The 22429-nt window shown below is 70.2% G+C and carries 27 protein-coding genes and 1 tRNA gene; 8 read left to right on the forward strand and 20 right to left on the reverse strand.

What is annotated here, in order from left to right; translation table 11 throughout:
- Entirely contained in the window at nt 1–1014 is a 1014-nt protein-coding gene (locus D0D15_RS10530; protein ID WP_094003099.1) for a Rieske (2Fe-2S) protein, read from the forward strand.
- On the opposite strand, the gene D0D15_RS10535 is transcribed toward D0D15_RS10530, so the two are convergent.
- The 4 genes from D0D15_RS10535 to D0D15_RS10550 are packed head-to-tail and all read right to left on the reverse strand — an operon-like array spanning nt 966 to nt 3260.
- Nucleotides 966–1448: an MSMEG_6728 family protein gene (locus D0D15_RS10535; protein ID WP_094003100.1), complete on the reverse strand. Its 483-nt coding sequence runs from the start codon at nt 1446–1448 to the stop codon at nt 966–968. The genes D0D15_RS10530 and D0D15_RS10535 overlap by 49 nt on opposite strands.
- A 1-nt stretch (nt 1449) precedes the next feature.
- Nucleotides 1450–1893 carry a hypothetical protein gene (locus tag D0D15_RS10540; protein WP_094003101.1) on the reverse strand — a complete coding sequence of 148 codons (444 nt, stop codon included), beginning with the start codon at nt 1891–1893 and terminating at the stop codon, nt 1450–1452.
- Nucleotides 1894–1933: 40 nt separating this feature from the next.
- Nucleotides 1934–2812: a DMT family transporter gene (locus D0D15_RS10545; protein ID WP_094003102.1), complete on the reverse strand. Its 879-nt coding sequence runs from the start codon at nt 2810–2812 to the stop codon at nt 1934–1936.
- A 22-nt stretch (nt 2813–2834) separates the two neighbouring features.
- Nucleotides 2835–3260, reverse strand: coding sequence for a YkvA family protein (locus D0D15_RS10550; RefSeq protein WP_094003103.1), 426 nt, complete (start codon nt 3258–3260; stop codon nt 2835–2837).
- A gap of 158 nt (nt 3261–3418) precedes the next feature.
- On the opposite strand from D0D15_RS10550, the gene D0D15_RS10555 reads away from it, so the two are divergent.
- From D0D15_RS10555 to D0D15_RS10565, 3 genes are all read left to right on the forward strand, one after another.
- Nucleotides 3419–3502: transfer RNA gene (locus tag D0D15_RS10555), tRNA-Leu, on the forward strand.
- A gap of 252 nt (nt 3503–3754) precedes the next feature.
- Nucleotides 3755–4081, forward strand: a complete 327-nt coding sequence (locus tag D0D15_RS10560; protein ID WP_240325221.1) for an AbrB/MazE/SpoVT family DNA-binding domain-containing protein — start codon at nt 3755–3757, stop codon at nt 4079–4081.
- Nucleotides 4078–5082, forward strand: coding sequence for a tyrosine-type recombinase/integrase (locus D0D15_RS10565; protein ID WP_094003105.1), 1005 nt, complete (start codon nt 4078–4080; stop codon nt 5080–5082). The genes D0D15_RS10560 and D0D15_RS10565 overlap by 4 nt, the downstream gene beginning before the upstream one ends.
- Before the next feature lie 313 nt (nt 5083–5395).
- Here the strand turns inward: D0D15_RS10565 and D0D15_RS10570 are convergent, their stop codons facing one another.
- From D0D15_RS10570 to D0D15_RS10635, 14 genes are all read right to left on the reverse strand, one after another.
- Complete coding sequence (locus D0D15_RS10570; protein ID WP_198958100.1) at nt 5396–6523, reverse strand: helix-turn-helix domain-containing protein; 1128 nt, start codon at nt 6521–6523, stop codon at nt 5396–5398.
- Nucleotides 6524–6545: 22 nt separating this feature from the next.
- Nucleotides 6546–7208 (reverse strand): hypothetical protein, encoded by a 663-nt coding sequence (locus D0D15_RS10575; protein ID WP_094003107.1) that lies wholly within the window; start codon nt 7206–7208, stop codon nt 6546–6548.
- 350 nt (nt 7209–7558) lie between these two features.
- Entirely contained in the window at nt 7559–9571 is a 2013-nt protein-coding gene (locus tag D0D15_RS10580) for a PhoX family protein (RefSeq protein WP_198958101.1), read from the reverse strand.
- Nucleotides 9572–9794: 223 nt separating this feature from the next.
- Nucleotides 9795–11180 carry an FAD-dependent oxidoreductase gene (locus tag D0D15_RS10585; RefSeq protein WP_094003109.1) on the reverse strand — a complete coding sequence of 462 codons (1386 nt, stop codon included), beginning with the start codon at nt 11178–11180 and terminating at the stop codon, nt 9795–9797.
- Complete coding sequence (locus D0D15_RS10590; protein ID WP_115944396.1) at nt 11177–12238, reverse strand: ArsO family NAD(P)H-dependent flavin-containing monooxygenase; 1062 nt, start codon at nt 12236–12238, stop codon at nt 11177–11179. Before D0D15_RS10590 ends, D0D15_RS10585 begins: the two co-directional genes overlap by 4 nt.
- Entirely contained in the window at nt 12235–13320 is a 1086-nt protein-coding gene (arsB, locus tag D0D15_RS10595; RefSeq protein WP_094003111.1) for an ACR3 family arsenite efflux transporter, read from the reverse strand. The genes D0D15_RS10590 and arsB overlap by 4 nt, the downstream gene beginning before the upstream one ends.
- Complete coding sequence (locus D0D15_RS10600) at nt 13317–13616, reverse strand: ArsR/SmtB family transcription factor (RefSeq protein WP_094003112.1); 300 nt, start codon at nt 13614–13616, stop codon at nt 13317–13319. The genes arsB and D0D15_RS10600 overlap by 4 nt, the downstream gene beginning before the upstream one ends.
- Nucleotides 13617–13673: 57 nt before the next feature.
- On the reverse strand, nt 13674–14096 hold the full coding sequence (locus D0D15_RS10605; protein WP_094003113.1) for an ArsR/SmtB family transcription factor: 423 nt from the start codon (nt 14094–14096) through the stop codon (nt 13674–13676).
- 13 nt (nt 14097–14109) lie between these two features.
- Entirely contained in the window at nt 14110–14928 is an 819-nt protein-coding gene (locus D0D15_RS10610; RefSeq protein ID WP_094003114.1) for a winged helix-turn-helix transcriptional regulator, read from the reverse strand.
- A gap of 9 nt (nt 14929–14937) precedes the next feature.
- Nucleotides 14938–15825 (reverse strand): phosphate ABC transporter ATP-binding protein PstB, encoded by an 888-nt coding sequence (gene pstB / locus D0D15_RS10615; RefSeq protein ID WP_094003115.1) that lies wholly within the window; start codon nt 15823–15825, stop codon nt 14938–14940.
- Nucleotides 15826–15853: 28 nt separating this feature from the next.
- Nucleotides 15854–16747: a phosphate ABC transporter permease PstA gene (gene pstA / locus D0D15_RS10620; protein WP_094003116.1), complete on the reverse strand. Its 894-nt coding sequence runs from the start codon at nt 16745–16747 to the stop codon at nt 15854–15856.
- Complete coding sequence (pstC, locus tag D0D15_RS10625; protein ID WP_094003117.1) at nt 16747–17721, reverse strand: phosphate ABC transporter permease subunit PstC; 975 nt, start codon at nt 17719–17721, stop codon at nt 16747–16749. Before pstC ends, pstA begins: the two co-directional genes overlap by 1 nt.
- The gene (locus D0D15_RS10630) at nt 17721–18689 is read right to left on the reverse strand and encodes a PstS family phosphate ABC transporter substrate-binding protein (RefSeq protein WP_198958102.1); all 969 of its coding nucleotides are present in this window, start codon (nt 18687–18689) and stop codon (nt 17721–17723) included. Before D0D15_RS10630 ends, pstC begins: the two co-directional genes overlap by 1 nt.
- 163 nt (nt 18690–18852) lie before the next feature.
- Nucleotides 18853–19230 carry an ArsR/SmtB family transcription factor gene (locus D0D15_RS10635; RefSeq protein WP_094003118.1) on the reverse strand — a complete coding sequence of 126 codons (378 nt, stop codon included), beginning with the start codon at nt 19228–19230 and terminating at the stop codon, nt 18853–18855.
- Nucleotides 19231–19355: 125 nt separating this feature from the next.
- Here D0D15_RS10635 and D0D15_RS10640 point away from each other — a divergent pair, with 125 nt between their 5' ends.
- From D0D15_RS10640 to D0D15_RS10650, 3 genes are all read left to right on the forward strand, one after another.
- A complete protein-coding gene (locus D0D15_RS10640; protein ID WP_094003119.1) occupies nt 19356–20000 on the forward strand; it encodes an arsenate reductase ArsC in 645 nt (214 codons plus the stop codon).
- A gap of 8 nt (nt 20001–20008) precedes the next feature.
- Entirely contained in the window at nt 20009–20209 is a 201-nt protein-coding gene (locus D0D15_RS10645; protein WP_094003120.1) for a hypothetical protein, read from the forward strand.
- 79 nt (nt 20210–20288) lie between these two features.
- The gene (locus D0D15_RS10650) at nt 20289–20693 is read left to right on the forward strand and encodes an arsenate reductase ArsC (RefSeq protein ID WP_094003121.1); all 405 of its coding nucleotides are present in this window, start codon (nt 20289–20291) and stop codon (nt 20691–20693) included.
- A gap of 7 nt (nt 20694–20700) precedes the next feature.
- Here the strand turns inward: D0D15_RS10650 and D0D15_RS10655 are convergent, their stop codons facing one another.
- A complete protein-coding gene (locus D0D15_RS10655; protein ID WP_094003147.1) occupies nt 20701–21003 on the reverse strand; it encodes an ArsR/SmtB family transcription factor in 303 nt (100 codons plus the stop codon).
- Between the two features lie 177 nt (nt 21004–21180).
- On the opposite strand from D0D15_RS10655, the gene D0D15_RS10660 reads away from it, so the two are divergent.
- The gene (locus D0D15_RS10660; RefSeq protein ID WP_094003122.1) at nt 21181–21558 is read left to right on the forward strand and encodes an STAS domain-containing protein; all 378 of its coding nucleotides are present in this window, start codon (nt 21181–21183) and stop codon (nt 21556–21558) included.
- Between the two features lie 10 nt (nt 21559–21568).
- Here D0D15_RS10660 and D0D15_RS10665 read toward each other — a convergent pair.
- Nucleotides 21569–22429 (reverse strand): flavin-containing monooxygenase (locus D0D15_RS10665; protein WP_115944397.1); only part of this gene is annotated, 861 nt, incomplete at its 5' end.

Below are 22429 nucleotides of genomic sequence, written 5' to 3' on the forward strand. Positions count from 1 at the left end.
ATGGCACCGCGCTGGCCCCGGAACTGGCCGCTGCAACCGATCCCGCGCACGCCGTGGGCCCGGCAGGAGCCCACCTACCGGGAGGCGAAGCCGTCGCTGATCGAGGCCGCGCTCAAGCGGGCCGAGGCGCGGCCGTCGGGGAACTGGTACGTGTTCGCCGCCAGCCGGGACGTGCGCGCCGACCGGCCGTACGGGTTCTCGGTGGCCGGGACCGAGCTGGTCGCGTGGCGGGACCGGACCGGGAAACTGCTGGTCGGGCCAGGAGTGTGTCCGCACCTGGGCGCCCCGATGGCGCTGGGCCGGGTCGACGACGGCGGCCTGCGGTGCCGGTGGCACGGCCTGCGCCTGGACGAGCGGTCGTGCCGCCCCGCCTTCGACGACGGGGTGCTGGCGTGGGTGCGGCTGGACCACGTCGGCGGTGAGGAGCCCTTGCCGTCACCGGTCGTCCCGGCCCGGCCGTCCGGCGGGGTGGACTCGGTGGCGCGCCTGGACGGGGTGTGCGAGCCGCGGGACATCATCGCCAACCGGCTCGACCCGTGGCACGGCTCGTGGTTCCACCCCTACTCGTTCACGCGCCTGAGGGTTCTCTCGGCGCCGGGCGAGGTCGACGTCGCCGACGCCGACGACCGCTTCGTGGTGGCGGTGACCTTCCGCGTCACCCCGACGCTCGGGGTCCCGGTCGAAGCCGAGTTCACCTGCCCCGGGCCCCGGACGATCGTCATGCGCATCACCGGCGGCGAGGGCGCCGGCAGCGTGGTGGAAACCCATGCCACGCCGCTGGGCCCCGGCCGGGACGGCCGCCCGCGGACCGCGGTGATCGAAGCCGTGGTGGCCGCCTCGGAGCGCCCCGGCTTCCGGGTCGCGCGCGCCGCCGCCCCCGCGCTGCGGCCCCTGATGCGTCACGCCGCCGCCCGGCTGTGGAAGGACGACCTCGCCTACGCCGAGCGCCGCTACCGGCTCCGCGCTCAGGAATGGACCAGCCGCGACGGCCGGTCCGAGGCCGGCCACACGTAGGGCAGATCGTCCGGCACGCCGTCGAAGAACCGCCGGTAGTGCTCCGGATCCTTGTGCAGCAGCGCCGACTGGTGGCTGCGGTGGAACTCCGGGTCGCCCAGCCACGGCGGCATCTCCCCCGCCTCCCGCAACGCCTGCTCGTCCCGCGGCTCGGTGACGCCGACCGCGCGCGCCAGGTCGCCGGTCAGTTTGGTGGCGCACGTGTCGCTGCGCCCGGCCGCGCACCACACCCGGCACACCTCCAGGCCGTAGCGGGTGAGCGCCTCCTCGTAGCCCGTCCACATCTTCGCCGCCGGGTGGTGCCGCCACCCGTAGCCCGGCACCGTCAGCGCCCGCAGCACCTGCAGCGTCTCGACGCGCTGCTTGCCCAGGCGGCGCGCGTCGAGCACCCGCGCGGTGTCGGCGAACCCGGGGTAGGGCAGGAACGTCTGCACGTCAGCCCACCCGCTCGTCCGGGGTCGCCTCGTGCCCGGACACCCCCCGCGTGCGCCGTTCCCGCTTCAGCTCGGCCTCGAACAGGTGCCGCCGCCCGCCGGTCAGCTCCCGCGCCTGCCGTTCGAACGCGCGGAACGGCTGGTAGTAGGTGTCGTCGAAGTCCTCGACCACCTGGAACGTCCACCGCCCCGGCAGCACGTTGCGGCCCACCAGCTCGCGGGCGATGCGGTCGGCCAGCTCGTCGTGGCCGGCCTTGCGCAGCAGCTCCACGGCCTCGCCGACGGCGAAGTCGGTGGTGCCGGTCATGCGGTGGAACTGGTAGAGGTGCCCGCGGGCGACCTCCAGGGTCTCCAGTGCCTCCGTGAGCTTGCCGACCGCCTCGACGGTCGCGCGGTCGTACCGGTCGGCCTCGGGGTGGTCGTCGTCGAGACGGGCGTCAGTCATGGTGGACGGATACCCACCGCGAACCGTTTCACAACCGTTGCTACGTGAGCACGGGTTCGCGTTTCCGGCGCGTGCGCGACACCGCCACCCCGGCCAGGCAGAGCACGCCGCCGGCCAGCGACAGCCAGCCCGGCACCTCGCCCAGCACGGCCCACGCCATCAGCACCACGACCGCGGGGACGGCGTAGGTGGTCGAGCCCATCTTCCCGGCGGTGGTGCGCGCCAGCGCGTACGCCCAGGTGGTGAACGCCAGTGCGGTCGGGAAGACGCCGAGGTAGAGCATGCTCAGGGTGGCCCCGGCGGGGGCGGTCGCGAGGCCGTCGAGGAGCTGCCCGGTGAACGGCAGGCAGACGACGGTGCCGATGAGGCAGCCGAACGTGGTCACCTGCAGGGCCGACGCGTGCTTCAGGGCGGGCTTCTGGCTCACCACGCCACCCGCGTAGGTGATGGCGGCGAGCAGGCACAGCACCACCCCGAGCACCGGCGCGTGCCCGCGGCCGGACATCGACAGCCCGACGACGACGGCGCCGGCGAAGGACACGGCCAGGCCCGCGAGCAGCCGGCCGGGGAAGCCCTCGCGCAGCAGCCAGCCGCCGAGCAGGGCGATCAGGATGGGGCCGACGTTGACCAGCATCGCCGCCGTGCCCGCGTCGACGAGCTGCTCACCCCAGTTCAGGACGACCATGTAGGCGCCGAACCAGAGCACCCCCGCCCCGGCGATGCCCGGCCACGCCTCGCGGCGGGGCAGCCCCTCGCGGCGGATGACCAGGAAGACGAGGAGGGTGAGCGTGCCGGCGGCGAGCCGGCCGAGCGCCAGCGCGCCCGGCGCGAAGTACTCCCCCGCCGCCCGGATGGCCACGAAAGCCGACGCCCACAGGACGACGGTGGTGAGCGCCGCGACCATCGCGCGGCGGTCCATGCTGAGATCCACGGCCCGGAGGTTATGCGCCGGAGATGTCGGTGTCCGGCGATTTTCCGCCACGGCGCCCGACGAGCCGGTCGAGCAGCAGGGGGTTGCCGGGCCAGGCGGCTTCGAGGACTTCGGCGGGCACCCGCCGCGCCGCGTACCGCAGGGCGAGCACCACGACGACGACGTCGTCGAGAGGCCCGATGACCGGCAGGAATTCGGGGACCAGGTCGATGGGCGAGAGCACCCACAACCCCGCGAAGACCACGGCCAGCTTGGCGCCGAGCGGCACGCGGGGATCCTTCCGGAGCCGTCTGGCGGTGGTCACGCAGTCGGGCAGGAAGCGGGCCAGATCGCGGACCAGCCCCGGTGGCAGCAGCTGAGCGAGCAGGAGGAGAAGCCCCCACGAGGCGAGGACAATCCCGCCGGCGATCAGCACGCCCGTGAGCCACCCCGGCACCGACCTGCTCCTTCTCGTGTCCCGCCCGGAGAGCCTACCGGCTCACCCAGCGTGACCGGCAGCGCTTATAGCGCACTGTTGATCACGCGCGGTCACCCACCCCCTTGTCACCCGGCCTGTCCGGATGGGCTACTCTGGTGCGCACAAGAAAAGAGCAAGTCCGAGTGGCGGAATGGCAGACGCGCTAGCTTGAGGTGCTAGTGCCCGTAAAGGGCGTGGGGGTTCAAGTCCCCCCTCGGACACACTTTCGTGGCAGATCTGCCACATCTGGCGTACCAGTGCTTCAGTGCAATCCACCACCTGACTGCGGCATGTAGGCCGCGTCTGTGTGTCTCCTGGCGGTGGTCCTCGTGACCGGCGCCGTGATCAAGCCGGTCATCCCGGCTACTCCTTCTCCGCGCGACGGTCATGCCGCTGTCGGCATCAGGACCGCCCGTCGAACGCTGCCACTCCCCGCCATGCCGAGGCCTCGCACAAGCAGCGTCGCGTACGGGATGGCGGCCGTGGACTGCCGCGGCCGCGTCGCCGACCGGGCCGTGCTGACCGCGCTCTCTTGGACACCAGGCAGCCGCCTGGACATGCGCGAAGCGCACGGACTCCTCCTCATCCGCCGCGACGGCCACGGCATGTTCAAGGTGACCAAGGAGGGGCACCTCCGCCTGCCCGCCACTGTCCGGCACCGCTGCCGCCTGGTCGCTGGCGACCGCGTCCTTCTCGTGACCGACCCCGAGCGGGACCTGCTCATCGTCCACCCGCCCGCAGCGCTCGACGACCTCCTCGCCCATCGCCACACCGAAGTGCTGGACGGTGATCCCGCATGACGACGGCCGATTTGGACGCCGCGCGTCTGCTGCTAGCCCGAATGGGGCTGTCCCCCGAGGACCTCCTCAGTGCCCCGGCAGCTCGGCCACCCGTGCCTACCTTCCACGAGTACATCCCGATCGTCTCGGGCGCGGTCACCGACGGCACCCGCCGGGTCTACGGCTCCTACTGGAACCGCATCGACACCCACTGGGGACACCGCCGTCTCGACGATCCCACCCCATTAGAGATCAAGCAGCTGGTCGAACACGTGAAGACCAACGCCGTACCCCGCCGCAACGCCCGCGGCGGACGCAGCGCTGGCGAACATCTCATCGCCGCCCTGCGCTGCCTGTACCGGCACGCCGAAGACGACGGCCTCATCGACCCGGCCGACAATCCGGCCACGAAGGTCGCCAAACCCCGCCGCCTGCCCTCCACCCGCCGCGCCGTCGCCGACACCCGGCTGGCCGAGATCAACCACGTCGCCGCCACCACCGGTAACGACCCCGCCCTCGACAGCCTGATCCTGCGCCTGCACACCGAAACCGCCTGTCGCCGCGGCGGCGCACTTGCCCTTCGCCCCCAAGACCTCGACCGCGACCAATGCCTCGTCTTCCTCCGCGAGAAAGGCGAAACCGTGCGCTGGCAGCCGGTGTCGCCAACCCTGATGACCCACCTCCAACAGCACGCCGACCAACGTCACGCCCCACGGGACGGACAACTCCTTCGCTACGCCGACGGCCGGCCGATCACCACCAGACGCTACGACCACCTCTGGACCCGGCTCGGCAACCACCTCCCCTGGGTCGCCACCCAGCAAATCTCCACCCACTGGCTCCGCCACACCACCCTCACCTGGGTCGAACGCAACTTCGGCTACGCCATCGCCCGCGCCTATGCCGGGCACACCGACCACAACAACGACGCCGGAACCACAACCACCTACGTCCGAGCCAGCATCCAAGAAGTCGCCGCCGCGCTGGCGACCCTCACTGGAGAGCCACACTCACTCGCCTAGAGCCACGCGCGCCGTGGCCCTTGGGCGTGAACTATGTCCGCGATACCGCGCTGACCTGCGAAAACATGACTCCTGCAGGTCAGCGCGGTTCGTTCAGGACCGTTGAGGCGCGTTCCGGCCGGTTCAGCGCACAGTCCTGCTCCCGGTTTGCTCCCCACGGTGCTCCCCGAACTAGTTCGAGCGTCGACGGGCTCTCGACGTCGACGAACCGCAGTCGAGGCGCAATAGGCCATCCGGCACGCGCCCTCGTATCTCCCGAGCTGCCCACGCCAGTACCTCGGTAGCCGCGGCCGCCAGCGTTCGGCCTGCGCAGTCAGGGGTTGATAGACACCAGGCGGAGATGGTCTCTACGCGAAGGACCGGCATCGGCCGGCCTTCCACCACTTCCCGGGCTCACTGTTCTAGCCAATCCGAAGACGTGCCGATTGAACTCGTCGTAGGTGAGCTTGAGATTGTCGACGATCGCGGTCACGCCTGAGCCGTTCGCGCGAAGGTGCGCGAGCACCTTCTCCAAGATCTGTGATGACTCGGGCAGGAGGTCGCTGCCAGGTTCGCTCCGGCGGTATCCGCGCTTGGCCAGTTCGACGCATGCGCTCCGATAACCCCACTCGGTAAGCAGACCGAGTTCGCTGAGGCGGTGGGTGAGCGCCATCGCCGACACACGCCACCTGCGACTCGCCCGGATGAGCTGATCGGGGCTGGCGTTGCGCAGGTTGTGCGCGAGGACGTCCGCTCTGGGCATCAGGAACGCGGCGGCGAACCGGTCGGCTTGACGCTCGGCTTCGCGGCCTTGTGCTCGTTCTCGGCCTTGATGCATGACCAGGTGCCCGAGTTCATGTGCCGCGTCGAAGCGCTGTCGTTCTGCGGTCTTGCCGGTGTCGATGAAGATGAACGGCTCGTTCTCGATGTACAGAGAGAACGCGTCGACGTCGCGGACTTCCTGCACCAGTGAGAACACTCGGACGCCGTGTGCTTCGAGCAGATGGACCATGTTCGGTATCGGACGCTGGTCAAGGTTCCATTGGCTTCGGACACGGAGTGCAATCGTCTCGATGTCGTGCAGAGTCGCGTCCTGCGGCAGGTTGAGCGAAGGAACATCGACCGCGGGAAGCCGGTATCGCTCGGCGATCCAGCCGGCGATCTCCCTGGCAATCTCCCCTGCCGCGAGCACGGCGTCGCGCCGGAACGCCGGGGTCTTGGTGAGTGCACGGAAACTCACAGCTGCAACCGGAATCGGGCTGACCTCCGCTTGCATGAAGAACTCGACGGGAAGGCGGAGAACCTCGGCCAGGCGGTCGAGACTCTCCGGTGTCGGGTCCTGGTGGCCCTTCTCCCAGCGGTTGATCGTCTGCGGGCTCAAGTCCGTCATACGCCCAAGCTCTGCCAGCGTCAGTCCGCGCAACTTGCGCGCCAGGATGAGACGTGACGGTGAGACGGACACGTGAGAACTCCGCTCCTCTGCACTAGATCGGTTGGACGTCGATGTCCGGCCCTGCGTCCAGATCATCGTCGGGGGTGATGATCACACTAGTATCGGCGTACGTGTACGGCAGCGGGGGCAGCGGGATCCGCTGGTGATACTTCGTGATCTTGTCCTCCACCCGCTCCGCGGGCCTGGACAGTTCCGAGTAGACGACGCCGTCACGGAACGAGAACATGAACAACCACAGCGCGGGCGGCTCAGTTGACGACGGAATGTGCCGCCCTGCCCCTGTGACCTCGAACAGCGGGACCGTGCGAGGCACCTCGTCGATGAGATCGCGCAGCACCGTACGCAGACCCGTCTCGGGCGTAGGACAGGTGCCAAACAGTCCGGTGCTGTCGTCGCCGGCCCGCACCACCACGTAGAAGCCGCGCGAGGGATGCCAGGTCTTGGAAAGGCCGCCGGTCTCATCCTTGTCCCAGCCGGTCTGCTCTCGGAAGCTGATCACAGCCTCGCTCCACTGGTCCTGCCCAGGCGTCTGGGCAGGCGCCAGCGGGCTGGTCCCGTCCCTCTTACGCTGCCCGTTCTCCCCGACCCGATGCAACAGGTCCACCGTGAGATCGAGGGGCTCCAGCTGCTGTGCTGCCCAAGTCAGCCATCCATCGAGGTCGCCGGGGTCAGGCAGGGCGTGCGCATGAGTCAAGCTGCCTCCTTCGCTCAAGGCGACTATAGACCAGACCTCAAATGAGGTCGCGTTTATTGCCGACCCCGGCGAGTCGTCCTGAGTGGGCCGCCAGCGCAAGGCCCCGCGCCGGACACCGGAAACCGGGGTGCGAGCTGCGCCAGACCACGGCAGCAGGGACATCGGGGAGGCAAACCGCCTGCCAGGTCCTGGCAATGACCGCGGCCTCGACCGGTTCCCGGCCCACGTTCGTGCCGCCCGAGGGACTCGGGGCGGCTCTCGTGTGCGGAGCCGCCCCGAGCGGGCTGGAGGTTCCCTGACTGAGTCCAACCCTGTCCGCCGGCCGATCAAGGGCCGGAGGTCCTGCCGCGTCAGGCGCCGATGCGGCCGCCGTCGGTGCGGTGCACGCTGATGACCGATGGGCGGACCAGGTGGCCGGGGCCGTCGGGCCAGGTCGAGCGCGGTTGTTCGACACTGGCGCCGTCGAGTTCGCCCGGGTGTTGCACGGCGACGAGGACACGCCGTTCTTCGATGATGGGGCCGCAGGTCTCCGCGCCGATCGGGACGGTGAGGAACTGCTTGACCTGTCCGCGGTTGGGACCGTCGATGGCGACGCCGAAGAGGCCGTCGTTGGATTTCAGCGCGTTGCCGTCGGTGGCGATCCAGAGGTTGCCGTGCGGGTCGAAGGCGACGTTGTCGGGGCAGGAGATCGGGCTGACCTGGTCCTTGGGGAACCCGGCGAAGTAGGTGCCCGGGTCGGCCGGGTCGCCGCAGACCAGGAACAGTCGCCAGCGGAAGCTGGTTGCGGCGGCGTCGTTGCCGGACTCGATGACTTCCATGACCTGGCCGTGCCGGTTGCCGGTGCGGGGGTTGGCCTCGTCGGGGCCGGCCTTGCCTGCGGCGCCGCGGTCGGAGTTGTTGGTCAGGGCGACGTAGACGGTCCCGGTGCGGGGATGGGGTTCGACGTCCTCGGGCCGGTCCATCTTGGTCGCCCCGGCCTTGTCGGCGGCGAGCCGGGTGTAGACGTAGACCTCCTCGGCGGTCATGCCGTCGACGAAGGACCGGGTGCCGCTGGCGAGCGGGATCCACTGTCCGGTGCCGTCGAACTCGCCGTCGGAGGGCAGTTTCCCGGACCCGTCGATCTCGCCGGTGGGGCTGTCGCCGGTGAACTTGGCGACGTAGAGTGTGCCCTCGTCCAGCAGCGTGCGGTTGTGCCGCCGGGCGCTCTGGCTGTTGCCCTTCTTGAACCGGTTCTTGGAGACGTACTTGTAGAAGTAGTCGAACCGTTCGTCGTCGCCCATGTAGAGCACGACGCGACCATCGCGGGTCAGGCGCGGTTCGGCCGCCTCGTGCTTGAACCGGCCCAGCGCAGTGAGCTTGCGCGGCTTGGCGGCCGGGTCGAAGGGGTCGATCTCGACGATCCAGCCGTGCCGGTTGACCTCGTTGGGTTCCTGGGACACGTCGAACCGCTTGTCGAAGCGTTCCCATTTGCGTTCGCTGGCCAGGCCGCGCAGGCCGTAGCGCGCGAGGCGGGCCTTGGCGGTGGGGTCGGTGTTCAGGTCGGCGTTGCCGAAGTACTGGTTGAAGTTCTCCTCGCCGGAGAGCACGGTGCCCCACGGCGTCATCCCGCCGCCGCAGTTGTTCAGCGTGCCCAGGACCGTCCTGCCGGCCGGGTCCGCCGAGGTCTTCAGCAGCGCGCTGCCCGCGGCCGGGCCGGTGAACTCGATCGGCGTGGTCGCCGTGACGCGCCGGTTGAGCCGGTGCCCCCGCACCGGGGACAGGCGGCCGTTCCGGCGGTTCTCCTCGAGTGCGACCACGGACATGCCGTGCGCGGCCCAGGCGATCTCGACCTGCGCGCGGGTGGGGTTCGCCGCGTTGTATCCGGCGAACATCAGGACCTCGTCGGTGTACTCGTGGTTGGCGACCAGGATCTTGCGGTCGCGCTCTCCGGGCAGGTCCAGCAGCGCCAGGTAGTCGCAGTTGTAGCCGAACTGGCGGGCCTGCGCGGTAGCGCTCTGCCCGGCCGGGGAGAACTGCGGGGCGCCGGCCAGCACCGGGTCGCCCCAGCGGATGACCACCTCCTGCTCGTATCCCGGCGGGATGGTCACCGCGTCGGCGGTGTTGGGCGCCACCGGCTCGAAGCGCAATCCCGGCGGCACGGCGCCCGGCCCGGGCTTGCCCGCCGTGGTCGCGGCGGCGGATGCGGTGCCGGTCAGCGCGGCCGTCCCGGCGACGGCCCCGGCGGCCAGGGTCATCACCGCGCCGGCGCGCAGCATCGAGCGGCGCGACAGCGCGCCGGTGATGACGTCGCCGAGGTAGGGGTTGTCCGAGGTGTTCGGCGCCGGGTGGAAGCAGGCGTCGCCACAGCGGTAGCGGCACGTCATGGCAGCCCGGCCACCCTCGTGGGAGGCCAGCAGGGGCAACGGCACTGTTCTGTGCCCGGGTTCGGATCGGGGCGCCACGGAACCTCCAAAGCAGTCCATTCGGGAACGAGATCCACCCTGACTAGATCGGTGGATCTCGATCCAGGACGTTAGGCGGTGATCGGGCAATCCCGGCGACCAGGAGATGAACTCCAGGCGAACGCTGCCGCGCCGTCGCGTGCGGCTACGTCCGCGCCGGAGCGGTGGCGGGCCGCTGCTGCCGGGTCCAGGCTTGGGTGGCGACCTGGATCGCGTCGAACGGACTGCCCAGCGGTGGTGTGTAGGACAGGTCGAGGTCTTCGACTTCCGCGACGGTCATGCCGTGGTAGAGCGCCGTGGCGAAGGTGTCGATGCGCTTGTGCACGGCCGAGTCGAGGTGGCCGGTCATCTGGGCGCCGAGGAGTTTGCCGGTGCGGCCATCACCGGTGATGCGCAACCGGATGGGCCGGGCGCCTGGGTAATACGCTTTGTGGTCGTCGGCGGAGAGGTCGACGGTGGCGGGCTGGAAGCCGGCGGCCGCTGCCTCGTGCTCGCGCAGCCCGGTCCGGGCGATGGCGAGGTCGAAGACCTTGAGCACCTGCGTGCCCAGCGACCCGGCGAAGGTGCGGTGGCCGCCGAGCGCGTTCTCCCCGGCGACGCGGCCCTGCTTGTGCGCGGTCGTGCCGAGCGGCAGGTAGGTGTCGCTGTCGAGGACGCGGTGGTAGGTGTGCACGCAGTCGCCGGCGGCGAAGATACCGTCCACGCTGGTGCGCATGCCGCGGTCCACCGCGAACGCCCCGCGGGCACCGAGGGCGATGCCCGCGGTCTCGGCCAGGGCGGTGTCGGGCCGGACCCCGACCACGACCAGGACCAGGTCGGTGTTGCGGTCGAAGCCGTTGCTGCCGCGCACCCGCAGGCCCGTGCCGTGGCGTTCGACGCGCTGGACCGTGGTGCCGGTGTGCACGGTGACGCCGTGGGTGTCCAGTTCCGCGGCGACCAGATCGCCCAGAGTCGTGTCTACTGTGGACAGCACCTGGGGCAGCTGCTCAACCAGGGTGACGTCGAGGCCGCGGGTGCGCAGGGCCTCCGCCATTTCCAGGCCGATGTAACCGGCGCCGACGATGACCGCCGAGGTCGCCCCGCCGTCCAGTGTGGAGGTGAGGGCGAATGTGTCGTCCATGGTGTGCAGGAGGTGCACGCCCTCGGCCGGGCCGAGGTCGGCGAGCCCGTCGATCGGCGGGCGCACGGGGACGGCGCCGGTGCCGATGACCAGCTGGTCGTAGTCGAGGCGCTCGGTGTTCCCGCGCTCCGTGCGGACCGTGACGATCCGCTCGACCGGGTCGATCGCCAGCGCCCGGGTGTCGAGCATGAGGTCGAGGCCGGCGTTGCCGAGGTCGTCGCGGGTGCGGTGGGCCAGAGTTCGCCAGTCGCCGACCTCCCCGGAGACGTGGTAGGGGATGCCGCAGATGGAGAAGTTCGGGTAGGCGTCGGCCACCACGAGCAGTGGCCGGATCGCCGGGTCGAGTTCGTGGGCGCGCAGGCCGGCGCTGATTCCGGCGTCGCTGCCGCCGATCACGAGCAGGCGGGTCACAGGTGTTCCTCCAGGAGGTCGGTGATGTCGGCGACGGCGGCGCGGGCGGTGGGGCCGACGCCGATCAGGGTGGCGGAGGCGGGGCCGGTCCAGTCGCCGTAGCCGAGCAGGTGCAGCCGGGGCTCGGCGACGGCGCGGGTGCCCGTGGTGGGGGTGTGGCCGTGCTGGGTGCGCAGCCGCAGTGGTACGAGGTGGGCGAGTGCGGGCCGGAATCCGGTGCACCAGATGACGGCGTCAGCGGTGCGGCGGGTGCCGCCCTGCCAGACCGGGCCGGTCTCGCCGAGGCGGGCGAACATCGGGAACGCGGAGAGCGCGCCGGCGTCGCGCGCGCCGCGGACCGGGGGCACGGCGACGATGTCACCGAGGCCGCCGACGCCGCCGGTGTCGGCGCGCCCGGTGTCGAGCGCCTGTTTGCGGCGGGTGGCGATGTCGAACAGGGCGCGTCCGTCGATGTCGTCGGGGAGGTAGCGCGGGGGCCGGCGGGTCACCCAGATGACCTCGGCCACGCCGGTGAGGTCGGCGGCGATCTGGGCGCCGGAGTTGCCGCCGCCGACCACGACGACCCGTTGGCCGCGGAAGGTCTCCGGCGAGGTGTAGTCGGCGGTGTGCAGTTGCTTGCCGGCGAACACGTCCCGGCCGGGCACCGCCGGGATGAAGGGGCGGTCCCAGGTGCCGGTCGCGCTGATGACCGCTCCGGCGATCCACGTTCCGGCGTCGGTGTCGACCCGCAGACCGCCCGGGTGGGGGTGCACGCCGTGCACGCGGACCGGACGGTGGACGGGCAGGTCGTAGCGCTGCTGGTAGGCGCGCAGGTAGGTCACGACGTGCTCGGCCGTCGGATAGCTCTGGCCGGGAAACGGGGGCATCGGCCATCCAGGCAGGGAGCTGTGCTGGGCCGGGGAGAACAGCCGCAGCGAGTCCCAGCCGTGGCGCCAGGCCCCGCCCGGGCCCGGCTGGCTGTCGAGGATGACGAAGCCCAGGCCGGCCCGGCGCAGGTAGTAGCCCGCCGCCGAGCCGGCCTGACCGCCGCCGATCACGACGACCTGGGTGTGGTTCACGCCGCGGTGCGCGCGGCCCAGCGTTTGCGGAGCCAGAGGCTGACGTAGACCAGTGCGACCAGCACCGGGACCTCGATGAGCGGGCCGACGACCCCGGCCAGCGCCTGCCCGGAGGTCACGCCGAACACGCCGATCGCCACCGCGATGGCGAGCTCGAAGTTGTTGCCCGCCGCGGTGAAGGCCAGGGTGGTGGTGCGGGCGTAGTTCAGGCCGATGGCCTTGCCCAGGGCGTAGGACCCGGCCCACATGACCGCGAAGTAGACCAGCAGCGGCAGGGCGATCCGGGCGACGTCCAGCGGGCGCGAGGTGATCGTGTCGCCCTGCAGGGCGAAGAGCACGACGATGGTGAACAGCAGGCCGTACAGCGCGATCGGGCCGACCTTGGGCAGGTACTTCGTCTCGTACCAGGTGCGCCCCTTGGCCTTCTCACCGAGCCGCCGGGACAGGTAACCGGCCAGCAGCGGGATGCCGAGGAAGATCAGGACGCTCTTGGCGATGGTCCAGGCGTCGACGTCGAGCGCGGCGGTGTCCAGGCCGAGCCAGCCGGGCAGGATCTCCAGGTAGAACCAGCCGAGCACGCCGAACATGATCACTTGGAACACCGAGTTGAGCGCGACGAGCACGGCCGCGGCCTCCCGGTCACCGCAGGCGAGGTCGTTCCAGATGATGACCATGGCGATGCAGCGGGCGAGGCCGACGATGATCAGTCCGGTGCGGTACTCGGGCAGGTCCGGCAGCAGCAGCCAGGCCAGCGCGAACATCAGCGCGGGCCCGATCAGCCAGTTCAGCACCAGCGAGGCCACCATGGTGCGCCGGTCGCGGGTGACGGTGTCCAGCCGGTCGTAGCGCACCTTGGCCAGCACCGGGTACATCATCAGCAGCAGGCCCAGTGCGATGGGCAGCGACACGTCGCCGACCTTGACCGCGTCCAGCACCCGCTGCAGGCCGGGGATGAACTTGCCCAGCAGCACACCGGCGATCATCGCGGCGCCGATCCAGACCGGCAGGAACCGGTCCAGGAAGGACAGCCGGTGCAGGACGGCCTCGTCGGCGGCGGGCGTCGTCTCGGTCGTCTGGCTCAACAGGGCCTCCTGGCCTCGGTCTGGTGTCGGGCACGCTCGGCGAGCGCGGCCAGGGAATCCGCGGCGCGCTGGACCGCGTCCGCGCGGAGCCGGTAGTAGGTGAACCGGCCGGCCGGTTCGGCCTCGACCAGTCCCGCCTCACGCAACTGGCGCAGGTGGTTCGAGATGTTGGTCTGCCTGGCGCCGGTGGCATCGACGAGGTGGCACGTGCACAGCGCCTCGTCGGCCAGGAGTTCCAGGATCCGGGCCCGCAACGGGTCGGCCAGCACCCGCAACGCATCAGTATCGAGTGACATCAGTCAAGAATGATACATCAGTGCCGACTGATCCGTGCTCGCGTGGTGGGCGAGCGGTCAGTCGCAGCGGGTGGGGTCCTCGTCGTCGGCACCGGGTTGGTCGCGCAGGGGGCCGCCGGGTCGCAGGAGCTGGTCCATGAGTTCCAGGGGTTCGTGCACGATGCGGTACCAGCTCCAGGTGCCCCGGCGTTCCCGGCTGAGGATGCCGGCCTTGACCAGGATCTTGAGGTGGTGCGACAGCGAGGACTGCGGCATGTCGAACTCGTCGGCGAGATCGCAGAAGCACGCCTCGCCGGTCGGCGCCTGGCGGACGAGGGAGAGCAGCTGGACCCGGACCGGGTCACCGAGCGCCTTGAACAACGCAGCCGCCGCGGCCGCGTCGTCCCCGCGGAAGGACTGCGCCTTCGACGAAGGCAGCGGCAGGCCGGCCAGCGGTACCACCCCGTTCCTGTGCTCCGTGCGCACCTCACCCACCGCCATGATGTCATCATCATCAACGGGGATGAACGTCCGGTGAACGTGGCTCGGAGCCGGGCACGGTGAACCGGTATCCCAGGCCGCGGACGACCTTGATCCACTGCGGGTCGGCCTCGTCGTCGCCGAGGCGTTTGCGCAGCCGCAGGACGTGCACCGACAGCGTGTTGCTGTGGGTCGCGGCGCCGCGATCACCCCACACCGCCTGGAGCAGCTCTTTGCGGGTGAGCACGGCGCCCACCCGTTCGGCGAAGTAGCGCAGGAGCAGGAACTCCATCGGCGGCAGCGGGACGGTCCGGCCGTCCAGCCAGAACTGCGGGACGGCCCCGTCCACCCGGAGCCGGCCCAGGTCGATGGGCAGCGGGCGCAGGTCGACCTGGTCCGGGCGGGGCGCGAACGAGCGCAGCAGCCGCAGCAGCTCCCGCGGCCGGTAGGGCCGCGGGACGACCGCGGTGGCGCCGAGCTCGGTGGCGCGGACGGCGAAGTCGCCGGATCCGGGTCCGGCGGCCGCGACGACGGGCAGGTCGGGGTCGTCGGCGCGCAGGATGGTGAGGAACTCGGCGGCGTCCAGCCGGCCGCCGCCGGGGCCCACGACCACCACGTCCGGGCAGGTCCGCCCGACCTGCAGAAGCGCCTCGGCCGGGTCCGCGCAGGCTTTGACCTCGACCGGTTGCCCGGCCAGGGCGTCCAGCAGCTCGCGGACCAGGTCGGTGTCGCGTTCGACCAGGAGCACGGCGAGGCGGCCGGCGCGCCTGCCGCCGGCCGACAGGCAGGCCCGCCGGCGGGCGTGGAACTGGGAGTTGTCCGATTCCCAGCCTTGGGTCAGCATCCCCGACATCTGCCGTCCTCAGCCGAAGCGGCCGGTGATGTAGGCCTCGGTGCGGGGGTCGTCGGGGTTGGAGAAGATCCGCTCGGTGGTGTTGAACTCGACCAGCTGCCCGATCCGGTTGCCCCGGTCGTCGACCTCGGCGGTGAAGAACGCGGTGCGCTGGGACACGCGCGCGGCCTGCTGCATGTTGTGCGTGACGATGATGATCGTGTAGGTCTGGGCCAGCTCGTCCATCAGGTCTTCGATCTTGGCGGTGGCGATCGGGTCCAGCGCCGAGCAGGGCTCGTCCATGAGGATCACCTCGGGCTGGGTGGCGATCGCGCGGGCGATGCACAGCCGTTGCTGCTGACCGCCGGACAGGCCGGCGGCGTTCTGCTTGAGCTTGTCCTTCACCTCGTCCCACAGGGCCGCCCCGCGCAGGGCGCGTTCCACGACCTCGTCCATGCTCGCCGGCTTCATCCCGGTGACCCGGGGCCCGTAGGCCACGTTGTCGTAGATCGATTTCGGGAACGGATTGGGCTTCTGGAACACCATGCCGATCCGGCGGCGCAGTTCGATCACGTCGACCGCGGAGTCGTACATGTCGACGCCGTGGTAGGACACCCGGCCGTGCACCTTCGCTCCGGGGATGAGGTCGTTCATCCGGTTCAGGCAGCGCAGCACCGTCGACTTGCCGCAGCCCGAGGGGCCGATCAGCGCGGTGATCTCCTTGCTGCCGAAGTCGAGGTCGACCTCGCCGACGGCGAGGAAATCGCCGTAGCTCACGCCGAGACCGCGGGTGGTGATCACACCGTCGGGCTCGCTGTCGGGAATCTCCGGTGCCTTGTGCTGGGAGATCTCATCGAGCAGTCTCCTGCCCTGTCCGTCGGGGTTCACGCCGGTCTGCTCCACTCGTGTTCGGGTCATGCTCGGGTCTTCCTTGTGGTCGAGGGGGTCACCAGCGTCGCTGGAACCGGTTGCGCAGCCAGATCGCCAGCCCGTTCATGGCGAGCAGGACGAGGATCAGCAGCAGGATCGTCGACCAGGCCAGGTGCTGGAACTCGATGGCGGGCAGCGACACCAGGTTGAAGATCTGCACCGGCAGCACGGTGTAGCGGTCGAAGATGCCGTCGGGGTTGACGGTGACGAAGACCGTCGCGCCGACCAGGATCAAGGGCGCGGCCTCGCCGATGGCGCGCGAGAGCGCCAGGATCGACCCGGTGGCGATGCCCGACACCGACGCGGGCAGCACCTGCCGCCAGGTGGTCTGCCACTGCGTCGCACCGAGCGCGAGCGAGGCGTCCCGGATCTCGCGGGGCACGGCGCGCAGCGCCTCCCGGGTGGTGATGATGATGACCGGCAGGATCAGCAGCGCCAGCGCCACCGAACCGGCCAGCGCGACCGCGCCGACCGACAACGGTCCGCGCACCACGAAAGCCAGGGTGAGGATGCCGTAGATCACGGTCGGCACCGCGACCAGGTTCTGGATGTTGAGTTCGATGAGCCGGTTCCACCACTTGGTGTTGTCGGCGTACTCCTCCAGGTAGATCGCCGCGGCGACGCCCAGCGGCAGCGCGAGCACGATGGTGCCGGCCATCACCCAGAGCGTGCCGAAGATCGCCGACTGCACACCGGAGGTCGCCGGCCGCAGCTTCGAGGGCTGGTTGCCGATGAGGTTGGCGTCGAACCGGGCCAGCCCTTCGGAGATGATCACGACCAGCACCGTGCACAGGAACAGGCACGCGATCGCCAGGCAGGCCCACAGCAGGCCCGCGAACACCGCGGAGCGGACGTCGAACCGGCGGCGGCCGGTGAGCGTGGCGGCGCTGTCGTACTCCAGCAACGTCATCAGTAGGCCTGCCTGTACTTGCGGACCAGCGCGATGCTGATCATGTTGATCACCAGTGTGATGAGGAACAGCAGCGCGCCCACCGCGAACAGCGAGTAGTACACCGGACTGCCCTGCGGGGCGTCCCCGCTGGCGACCTGCGCGATGAACCCGGTCATCGTCTGCGCGCCGACCAGCGGGTTGAGGGTGAACTGCGGCTGGTTGCCCGCGGCGATCGCCACGATCATCGTTTCCCCGACCGCCCGGGAGATGCCGAGCACGATCGCGGCGACGATGCCGGACAGCGCGGCCGGGAACACCACCCGCAGCGTGGTCTTCATCCGGTTGGCCCCCAGCGCGTAGGACCCCTCTCGCAGCGAGCCCGGCACCGCCGACATCGCGTCCTCCGACAGCGACGCGACGGTCGGCACGATCATGAAGCCCATCACCAGGCCCGGGGAGAGGTTGTTGAAGATGGCGGCGCCGACGACGTCCTGCAGCACCGGGGTCAGGATGGTCAGCGCGAACACGCCGTAGACCACGGTCGGCACGCCGGCCAGGATTTCCAGCACCGGTTTGAGCACCTTGCGGGTGCGCGGGTTGGCGTACTCCGACAGGTAGATCGCCGCACCGAGCCCGAGCGGGACCGCCACCACCAGTGCGATCAGCGTCGTGCTCGCCGTGCCCAGCACCAGCGGCAGCACGCCCCAGTTCTTGTCGTCCCACGCGGCCTTGTCACCGAACCCGGCCGTCCAGCTCGTGCCGGTCAGGAACTCGCCGAACCCGACGTGGCTGAAGAAGGTGACCAGTGGGGCCAGCAACGCGACCGCGATCCCGGCCGTCACCGCCACCGACACCAGCGCCGAGCCGGCCAGCCCCGCCAGGATGAGCCGTTCCCCGATTCGGCTCCGCTTGCGGCGAAGGTCGACCGGGCGGCCGCCCGAAGGCGGGCTCCCCGCACCCGGGGAGCCCGCCGTGACCGGTCCAGCGACCATCAGGCGCCGGCCTTGGTCTTGAGTGCCTGCAGCTCGGACTGCGCTGTGGTCACCTGCGCCTGCGTCAGCGGGATGAACTTGGCCGCCTGGACGATCTCGGTGTTCTTCTCCAGGTAGAACTCGGCGAACTTGAGCACCTGCGGCTTCTTCAGCCCGGCGTCGGAGACGTAGATGAACAGCGGGCGCGACAGCGGCTTGTAGGTCCCGTCCTGCGCGGTCTGCACCGACGGTGCGACGCACCCGTTGCCACCGTCGACCTTGACGGCCTTGACCTTGTCGGCGTTGGCCTCCAGGTAGGAGAAGCCGAAGTAGCCCAGCGCCCCCTTGGTCGCCGACACGCCCTGCACCGTGACGTTGTCGTCCTCGGTCGGGTTGTAATCGGTGCGGCTGTCACCTTCCTTGCCGTTGATCGCCTCGGTGAAGTAGTCGAAGGTGCCCGAGTCCGAACCGGCGCCGAACAGCTGCAGCGGCTCGTTCGGGAACGAGGGGTCCACCTCGTTCCAGTTCTTGACCGTCGAGCCCGGCTCCCAGATCTTCTTCAGCTGATCCACGGTCAGGCATTCGGCCCACGTGTTGTCCTTGTTGATCACCACACTCAAGGCGTCGTTGGCGACCAGCAGCTCACTGAAGGCGATGTTCTTCGCCGCGCATTCCGCCTTCTCCGAGTCCTTGATCGGACGGGAGGCGTCGGAGATGTCGGTCTCGCCCGCGCAGAACTTCTTGAAGCCCCCACCGGTGCCGGAGGTCCCGACGGTGACGTTGGTGTCCGGGTTCTCGCCCATGAACAGCTCGGCCGCGGCCGAGGACAACGGCTCCACCGTGCTCGATCCGTCGATCACGACCGGCCCGGACACCGCCTCGCCCGTGGCCGCGCCGTCGTCTCCGCTGCCACCGCACGCGGCCAGGGTGAGCCCGGCTGCCATCACGACGGCCGCAGCCCGTGCCCGCTTGAACTGGCGGATGGTCACTTGGTGTGCCTCCTGCTAAGGGTCCCCGGCACACGCGCCGGGAGGATCCGTCCGCCCCGCGGTCGCGAGGCCCCTGCATCGAATAATTTCGTTCTAAACGAAGGGTGAACGAAGAGTGAAGGCGGGGCCTCGAATCGAAAAATGTCGTTCCAGCGGTCTCGCGCTAGGCGTCGAGCGAGACCCGGGGCAGCAGGAGCGCGCGCGCCTCGTCCAGGCGATCCGGCAGCAGTTCGTACCAGACCCACGTGCCGCGGCGTTCTCCACGCACGAGGCCGGCCCGGCTCAGGATGCCCAGATGATGGCTCACAGTGGACTGTGACAGCGCGGTGCGCTTGGCCAGGTCGCAGACGCAGACCTGCTCGCCGCCCGCCAGGAGCGTCAGCAGGTGCAGGCGCGCGGGGCTCGACAGCGCCTTGAACACCGCGGCGACATCGCCCGCCGCGGCCTCGGACATCGCGGCGACAGCATCGGGCACGCAGCGCTCGCCGCCGCGCCCGCGACGGTGGTCGTTCACCAGATCGAGGCTGGCGAGCTTCGTCATGAGGTAAAGGCTAGGTCATGGATTGACCAATGTCGATCCAAGGGTTGACAGCGATCTCGCTGCCCTGCTGTGCTTGTTTCGACAAAACTCGATCCAGGATGGATCGTACCCGGAGGGGCACCACCATGACGCGCGCCAGCGGCCTACCCCAGCATGATCTGCACGTTCAACTCGACCGGATCGTCGAGGAACTGTCCGACACCTTCCACGGCGTCTTCAGCCCGGAGACGGTCCGCCGCTACGTCGACGAGACCCACACCCTCCTCCGCGCCCAGGCCAGCGTGACGACCCACCTGGCGACCCTGACGGCGCGTTTCGCCAAGGAGCGCCTCACCGACCACGGTCACACGCTCGGTCTCGCGCGGGTCGCCGTGCCGCAGGTGCTGTTCATCTGCGTGCACAACATCGGCCGGTCCCAGATGGCGGCGGCCCTGCTCGACCACCACGCCTCCGGCAAGGTCGCGGTGCGCTCGGCCGGGTCGCAGCCGCGAGACCACATCCCCCGGCAGATCGTCGATGCGCTGGCCGAACTCGGGGTGCCGCTGACCTGCGCCTATCCGAAGCCGCTGACCGACGAGGTCGTGCGCGCCGCCGACGTCGTGGTGACCATGGGCTGCGGGGACGCCTGCCCGGTGTATCCGGGTAAGCGGTACCTCGACTGGCAGATCGACGACCCGGTCGGCAAACCGATCGAAGAGATCCGGCCCATCCGGGACGAGATCGACCGGCGCGTCCGCGACCTGCTCCCGGAACTGCTCGGCGAAGCCTGAACGGTCCGATGCCCGGACAGTTCCTCGGAACGCTCGCCGGCGTCATGGCGGCGCTCGCGTTGTTCACCTTCGGCTTGCTCAAGCTCGCCGACCTGTGGAGGTCGCGGGCCCGCGCCTGGGAACAGGCAGCGGTCGCGGCGGGCTGGGCCTGCCTGGCTTTCGGCGTCACGCTCGTCATCTCGACCGCGTACTACGCCGTGTCCTCCTGAGCGGAACCGGTCACCGGATGTTCACCTGGATCGGGCATTATCGAACCAAGCACCTCTGCCGATCCTCAAGGAGCATCCGGTGACCGACATTCCCGAGGTCCTGTTCGTCTGCGTGCACAACGCCGGCCGGTCCCAGATGGCCGCCGCGCTGCTGCAGCACTACGCCCTGGGCCGCGTCGCCGTGCGTTCCGCCGGTTCGGAACCGGGCGAGAAGGTCAACCCGGCGGCCGCGCAGGCACTGGCCGAGTGGGGCCTGGACATCACCGCCGAGGTGCCCAGCAAGCTCACCACCGAGGACGTCGAAGCCTCCGACGTGGTCATCACCATGGGCTGCGGCGACACCTGCCCGGTCTTCCCCGGCAAGCGCTACCTGGACTGGCAGCTCGACGACCCGGCCGGCAAGCCCGTCGAGGAGGTCCGCCCGGTCCGCGACGACATCGACCGCCGCGTGCGCGCCCTGCTGGCCGAACTGCTCGACAGGTAAGAGCCCGTCAGCTCTCGGCCGGCGCGAGCGCGGCCGAGAGCTGCGCCATCGCCGCGGGCACGGCGCGGTAGTAGATCCAGGTGCCGCGCCGCTCGCCCGTGATCAAACCCGCTTCCCGCAGCACCTTCAAGTGATGCGAGATCGTCGGGCCGGTCAGCTCGAACCCCTCGGTCAGATCGCACACGCACGCCTCCCCCTCGGCGTGCGAGGCGATCAGCGACAACAGCCGTAACCGGACCGGGTCGGCCACCGCCTTGAACCCGCGCGCCAGCGCCTCCGCCTGCTCCGCCGACAGCGGCGTCTGGCTCATCGGCGGGCAACAGGCCACGAGGTGGTTCAGCAACAGCTCCTGGTTCGACACCTCCCTATTTTGACGGTGATCGATTCAGTGAGGCAAGGTTGTCTCGATCGCACCCCCACTGCTCGTCACCGCCATACTCACAATGTGAGCCTTGACGACGCGCGGCGTACCCGGGGGAGCGTCGGCATGAGCCGTACGATCGAGATCGCCGTCGAACACGCGTCGGCCGGCTGCTCCATCCTGCGCATGGCCGGTGAACTCGACCGGTCGACGGTCCCCGCGTTGATCGACCAAGGCATGGCCCTGCTCGACACCGGACACCACTACCTGGTCCTCGACCTGTCCCGGGTCACGTTCTGCGATTCCTCGGGTGCCGACGTCTTCCTCGTACTCGGCCGCACCGCCGAGGAGAGGGGTGGGAGCCTGGTGCTCGCGGGGTTCGGGGGCCTGATTCAGCGACTACTCGAACGCGCCGGGCTGATCGGCGTCCTGCCCACCACGATCACCGTCCGCGACGCCGTCGCCCGCTTCGACTCGGCAGCCGCCGAGGGCGCCGGTTTCTGACCTCGCCGTCCTACCCTCGGCGCTTGAGCAGCCGCCGGGCGAGGTGAGCGGCGTCGCGGCCGACGCCGCGGATGGTGGCCGAGGAGAAGCTGCGCTGCCATTCCAGCCCGACGAACCCGAGCCCGGGGTGGGTGGTGGACAGACCGCGGTGCTGCTTGGGCATCCCGGCCGGGTCGAGGGCACCGAGCTTGTCCAGGTAGGACAGTCCCGGGCGGAACCCGGTCGCCAGGAGGATGGTGTCGACCCGTTCGCGGGTGCCGTCGAACCAGGTCACGGTGTCGCCGTCGATGGCGGTGAACATGCGCCGCTGGTCTGGTGCGCCGGCGTCGATCGCGGCGCGGTAGCCGCCCGCGTCCTGGACGGGCATGCCCGGCTTGGTGCGCAGCCAGGGGCCGATGGGCAGGGCGTCGAATCCGGTGACGGTGAGCCAGAAGTGCACGTCCCGCCCGAGTGGTTTCCGGGGGGCGTAGCGGATCGGGTGGCGGGTGGCGAGGGTGACGCGGGCGTGCGGGGCGAGGTCGACGGCGATCTGGACGGCGGAGTTGGCCGCGCCCACCACCACGATGCGCTGCCCGGCGAAGGGGCTCGGTTCGCGGTAGTCGCCGGAGTGCAGGACGGTCCCGGTGAACTCGTCGAGTCCGGGGAGCGCGGGCCGATACGGGGAGGTGAAGGCGCCGGTGGCGGCGATGACCGTCGGCGCGGAGAATTCTTCACCCGCCTCGGTCGACACCAGAAACTCGCCGTCGGGCCGGGTCACGGCGGTGACCCGGTGGCCGGTGCGGATGTCGGCGTGCAGGGCCGCGGCGTAGCGGCGGAGGTAGTCGATCACCTCGTCGCGGTGCGGGTAGTGGTCCGGGTCGCCGGGGAACGC

The sequence above is a fragment of the Amycolatopsis thermalba genome (assembly GCF_003385215.1).
In the GTDB taxonomy this organism is placed as follows: domain Bacteria; phylum Actinomycetota; class Actinomycetes; order Mycobacteriales; family Pseudonocardiaceae; genus Amycolatopsis_E; species Amycolatopsis_E thermalba.

Bases quoted from the DNA above. Each gene is read 5' to 3' on its own strand.
- D0D15_RS10655 (WP_094003147.1), bottom strand. From the start codon at position 21,003: ATGAGCCAGACGCCGCTGTCGGCGGAGCAGGCGGAGGCGCTGGCGCGC.
- D0D15_RS10540 (WP_094003101.1), bottom strand. From the start codon at position 1,893: ATGACTGACGCCCGTCTCGACGACGACCACCCCGAGGCCGACCGGTAC.
- D0D15_RS10545 (WP_094003102.1), bottom strand. From the start codon at position 2,812: ATGGACCGCCGCGCGATGGTCGCGGCGCTCACCACCGTCGTCCTGTGG.
- D0D15_RS10580 (WP_198958101.1), bottom strand. From the start codon at position 9,571: ATGACGTGCCGCTACCGCTGTGGCGACGCCTGCTTCCACCCGGCGCCG.
- D0D15_RS10640 (WP_094003119.1), top strand. From the start codon at position 19,356: ATGACGCGCGCCAGCGGCCTACCCCAGCATGATCTGCACGTTCAACTC.
- D0D15_RS10565 (WP_094003105.1), top strand. From the start codon at position 4,078: ATGACGACGGCCGATTTGGACGCCGCGCGTCTGCTGCTAGCCCGAATG.
- pstB (WP_094003115.1), bottom strand. From the start codon at position 15,825: ATGACCCGAACACGAGTGGAGCAGACCGGCGTGAACCCCGACGGACAG.
- D0D15_RS10635 (WP_094003118.1), bottom strand. From the start codon at position 19,230: ATGACGAAGCTCGCCAGCCTCGATCTGGTGAACGACCACCGTCGCGGG.
- D0D15_RS10605 (WP_094003113.1), bottom strand. From the start codon at position 14,096: ATGGCGGTGGGTGAGGTGCGCACGGAGCACAGGAACGGGGTGGTACCG.
- pstC (WP_094003117.1), bottom strand. From the start codon at position 17,721: ATGGTCGCTGGACCGGTCACGGCGGGCTCCCCGGGTGCGGGGAGCCCG.
- D0D15_RS10610 (WP_094003114.1), bottom strand. From the start codon at position 14,928: ATGTCGGGGATGCTGACCCAAGGCTGGGAATCGGACAACTCCCAGTTC.
- pstA (WP_094003116.1), bottom strand. From the start codon at position 16,747: ATGACGTTGCTGGAGTACGACAGCGCCGCCACGCTCACCGGCCGCCGC.
- D0D15_RS10660 (WP_094003122.1), top strand. From the start codon at position 21,181: ATGAGCCGTACGATCGAGATCGCCGTCGAACACGCGTCGGCCGGCTGC.
- D0D15_RS10530 (WP_094003099.1), top strand. From the start codon at position 1: ATGGCACCGCGCTGGCCCCGGAACTGGCCGCTGCAACCGATCCCGCGC.
- D0D15_RS10560 (WP_240325221.1), top strand. From the start codon at position 3,755: ATGGCGGCCGTGGACTGCCGCGGCCGCGTCGCCGACCGGGCCGTGCTG.
- D0D15_RS10645 (WP_094003120.1), top strand. From the start codon at position 20,009: ATGCCCGGACAGTTCCTCGGAACGCTCGCCGGCGTCATGGCGGCGCTC.
- D0D15_RS10600 (WP_094003112.1), bottom strand. From the start codon at position 13,616: ATGTCACTCGATACTGATGCGTTGCGGGTGCTGGCCGACCCGTTGCGG.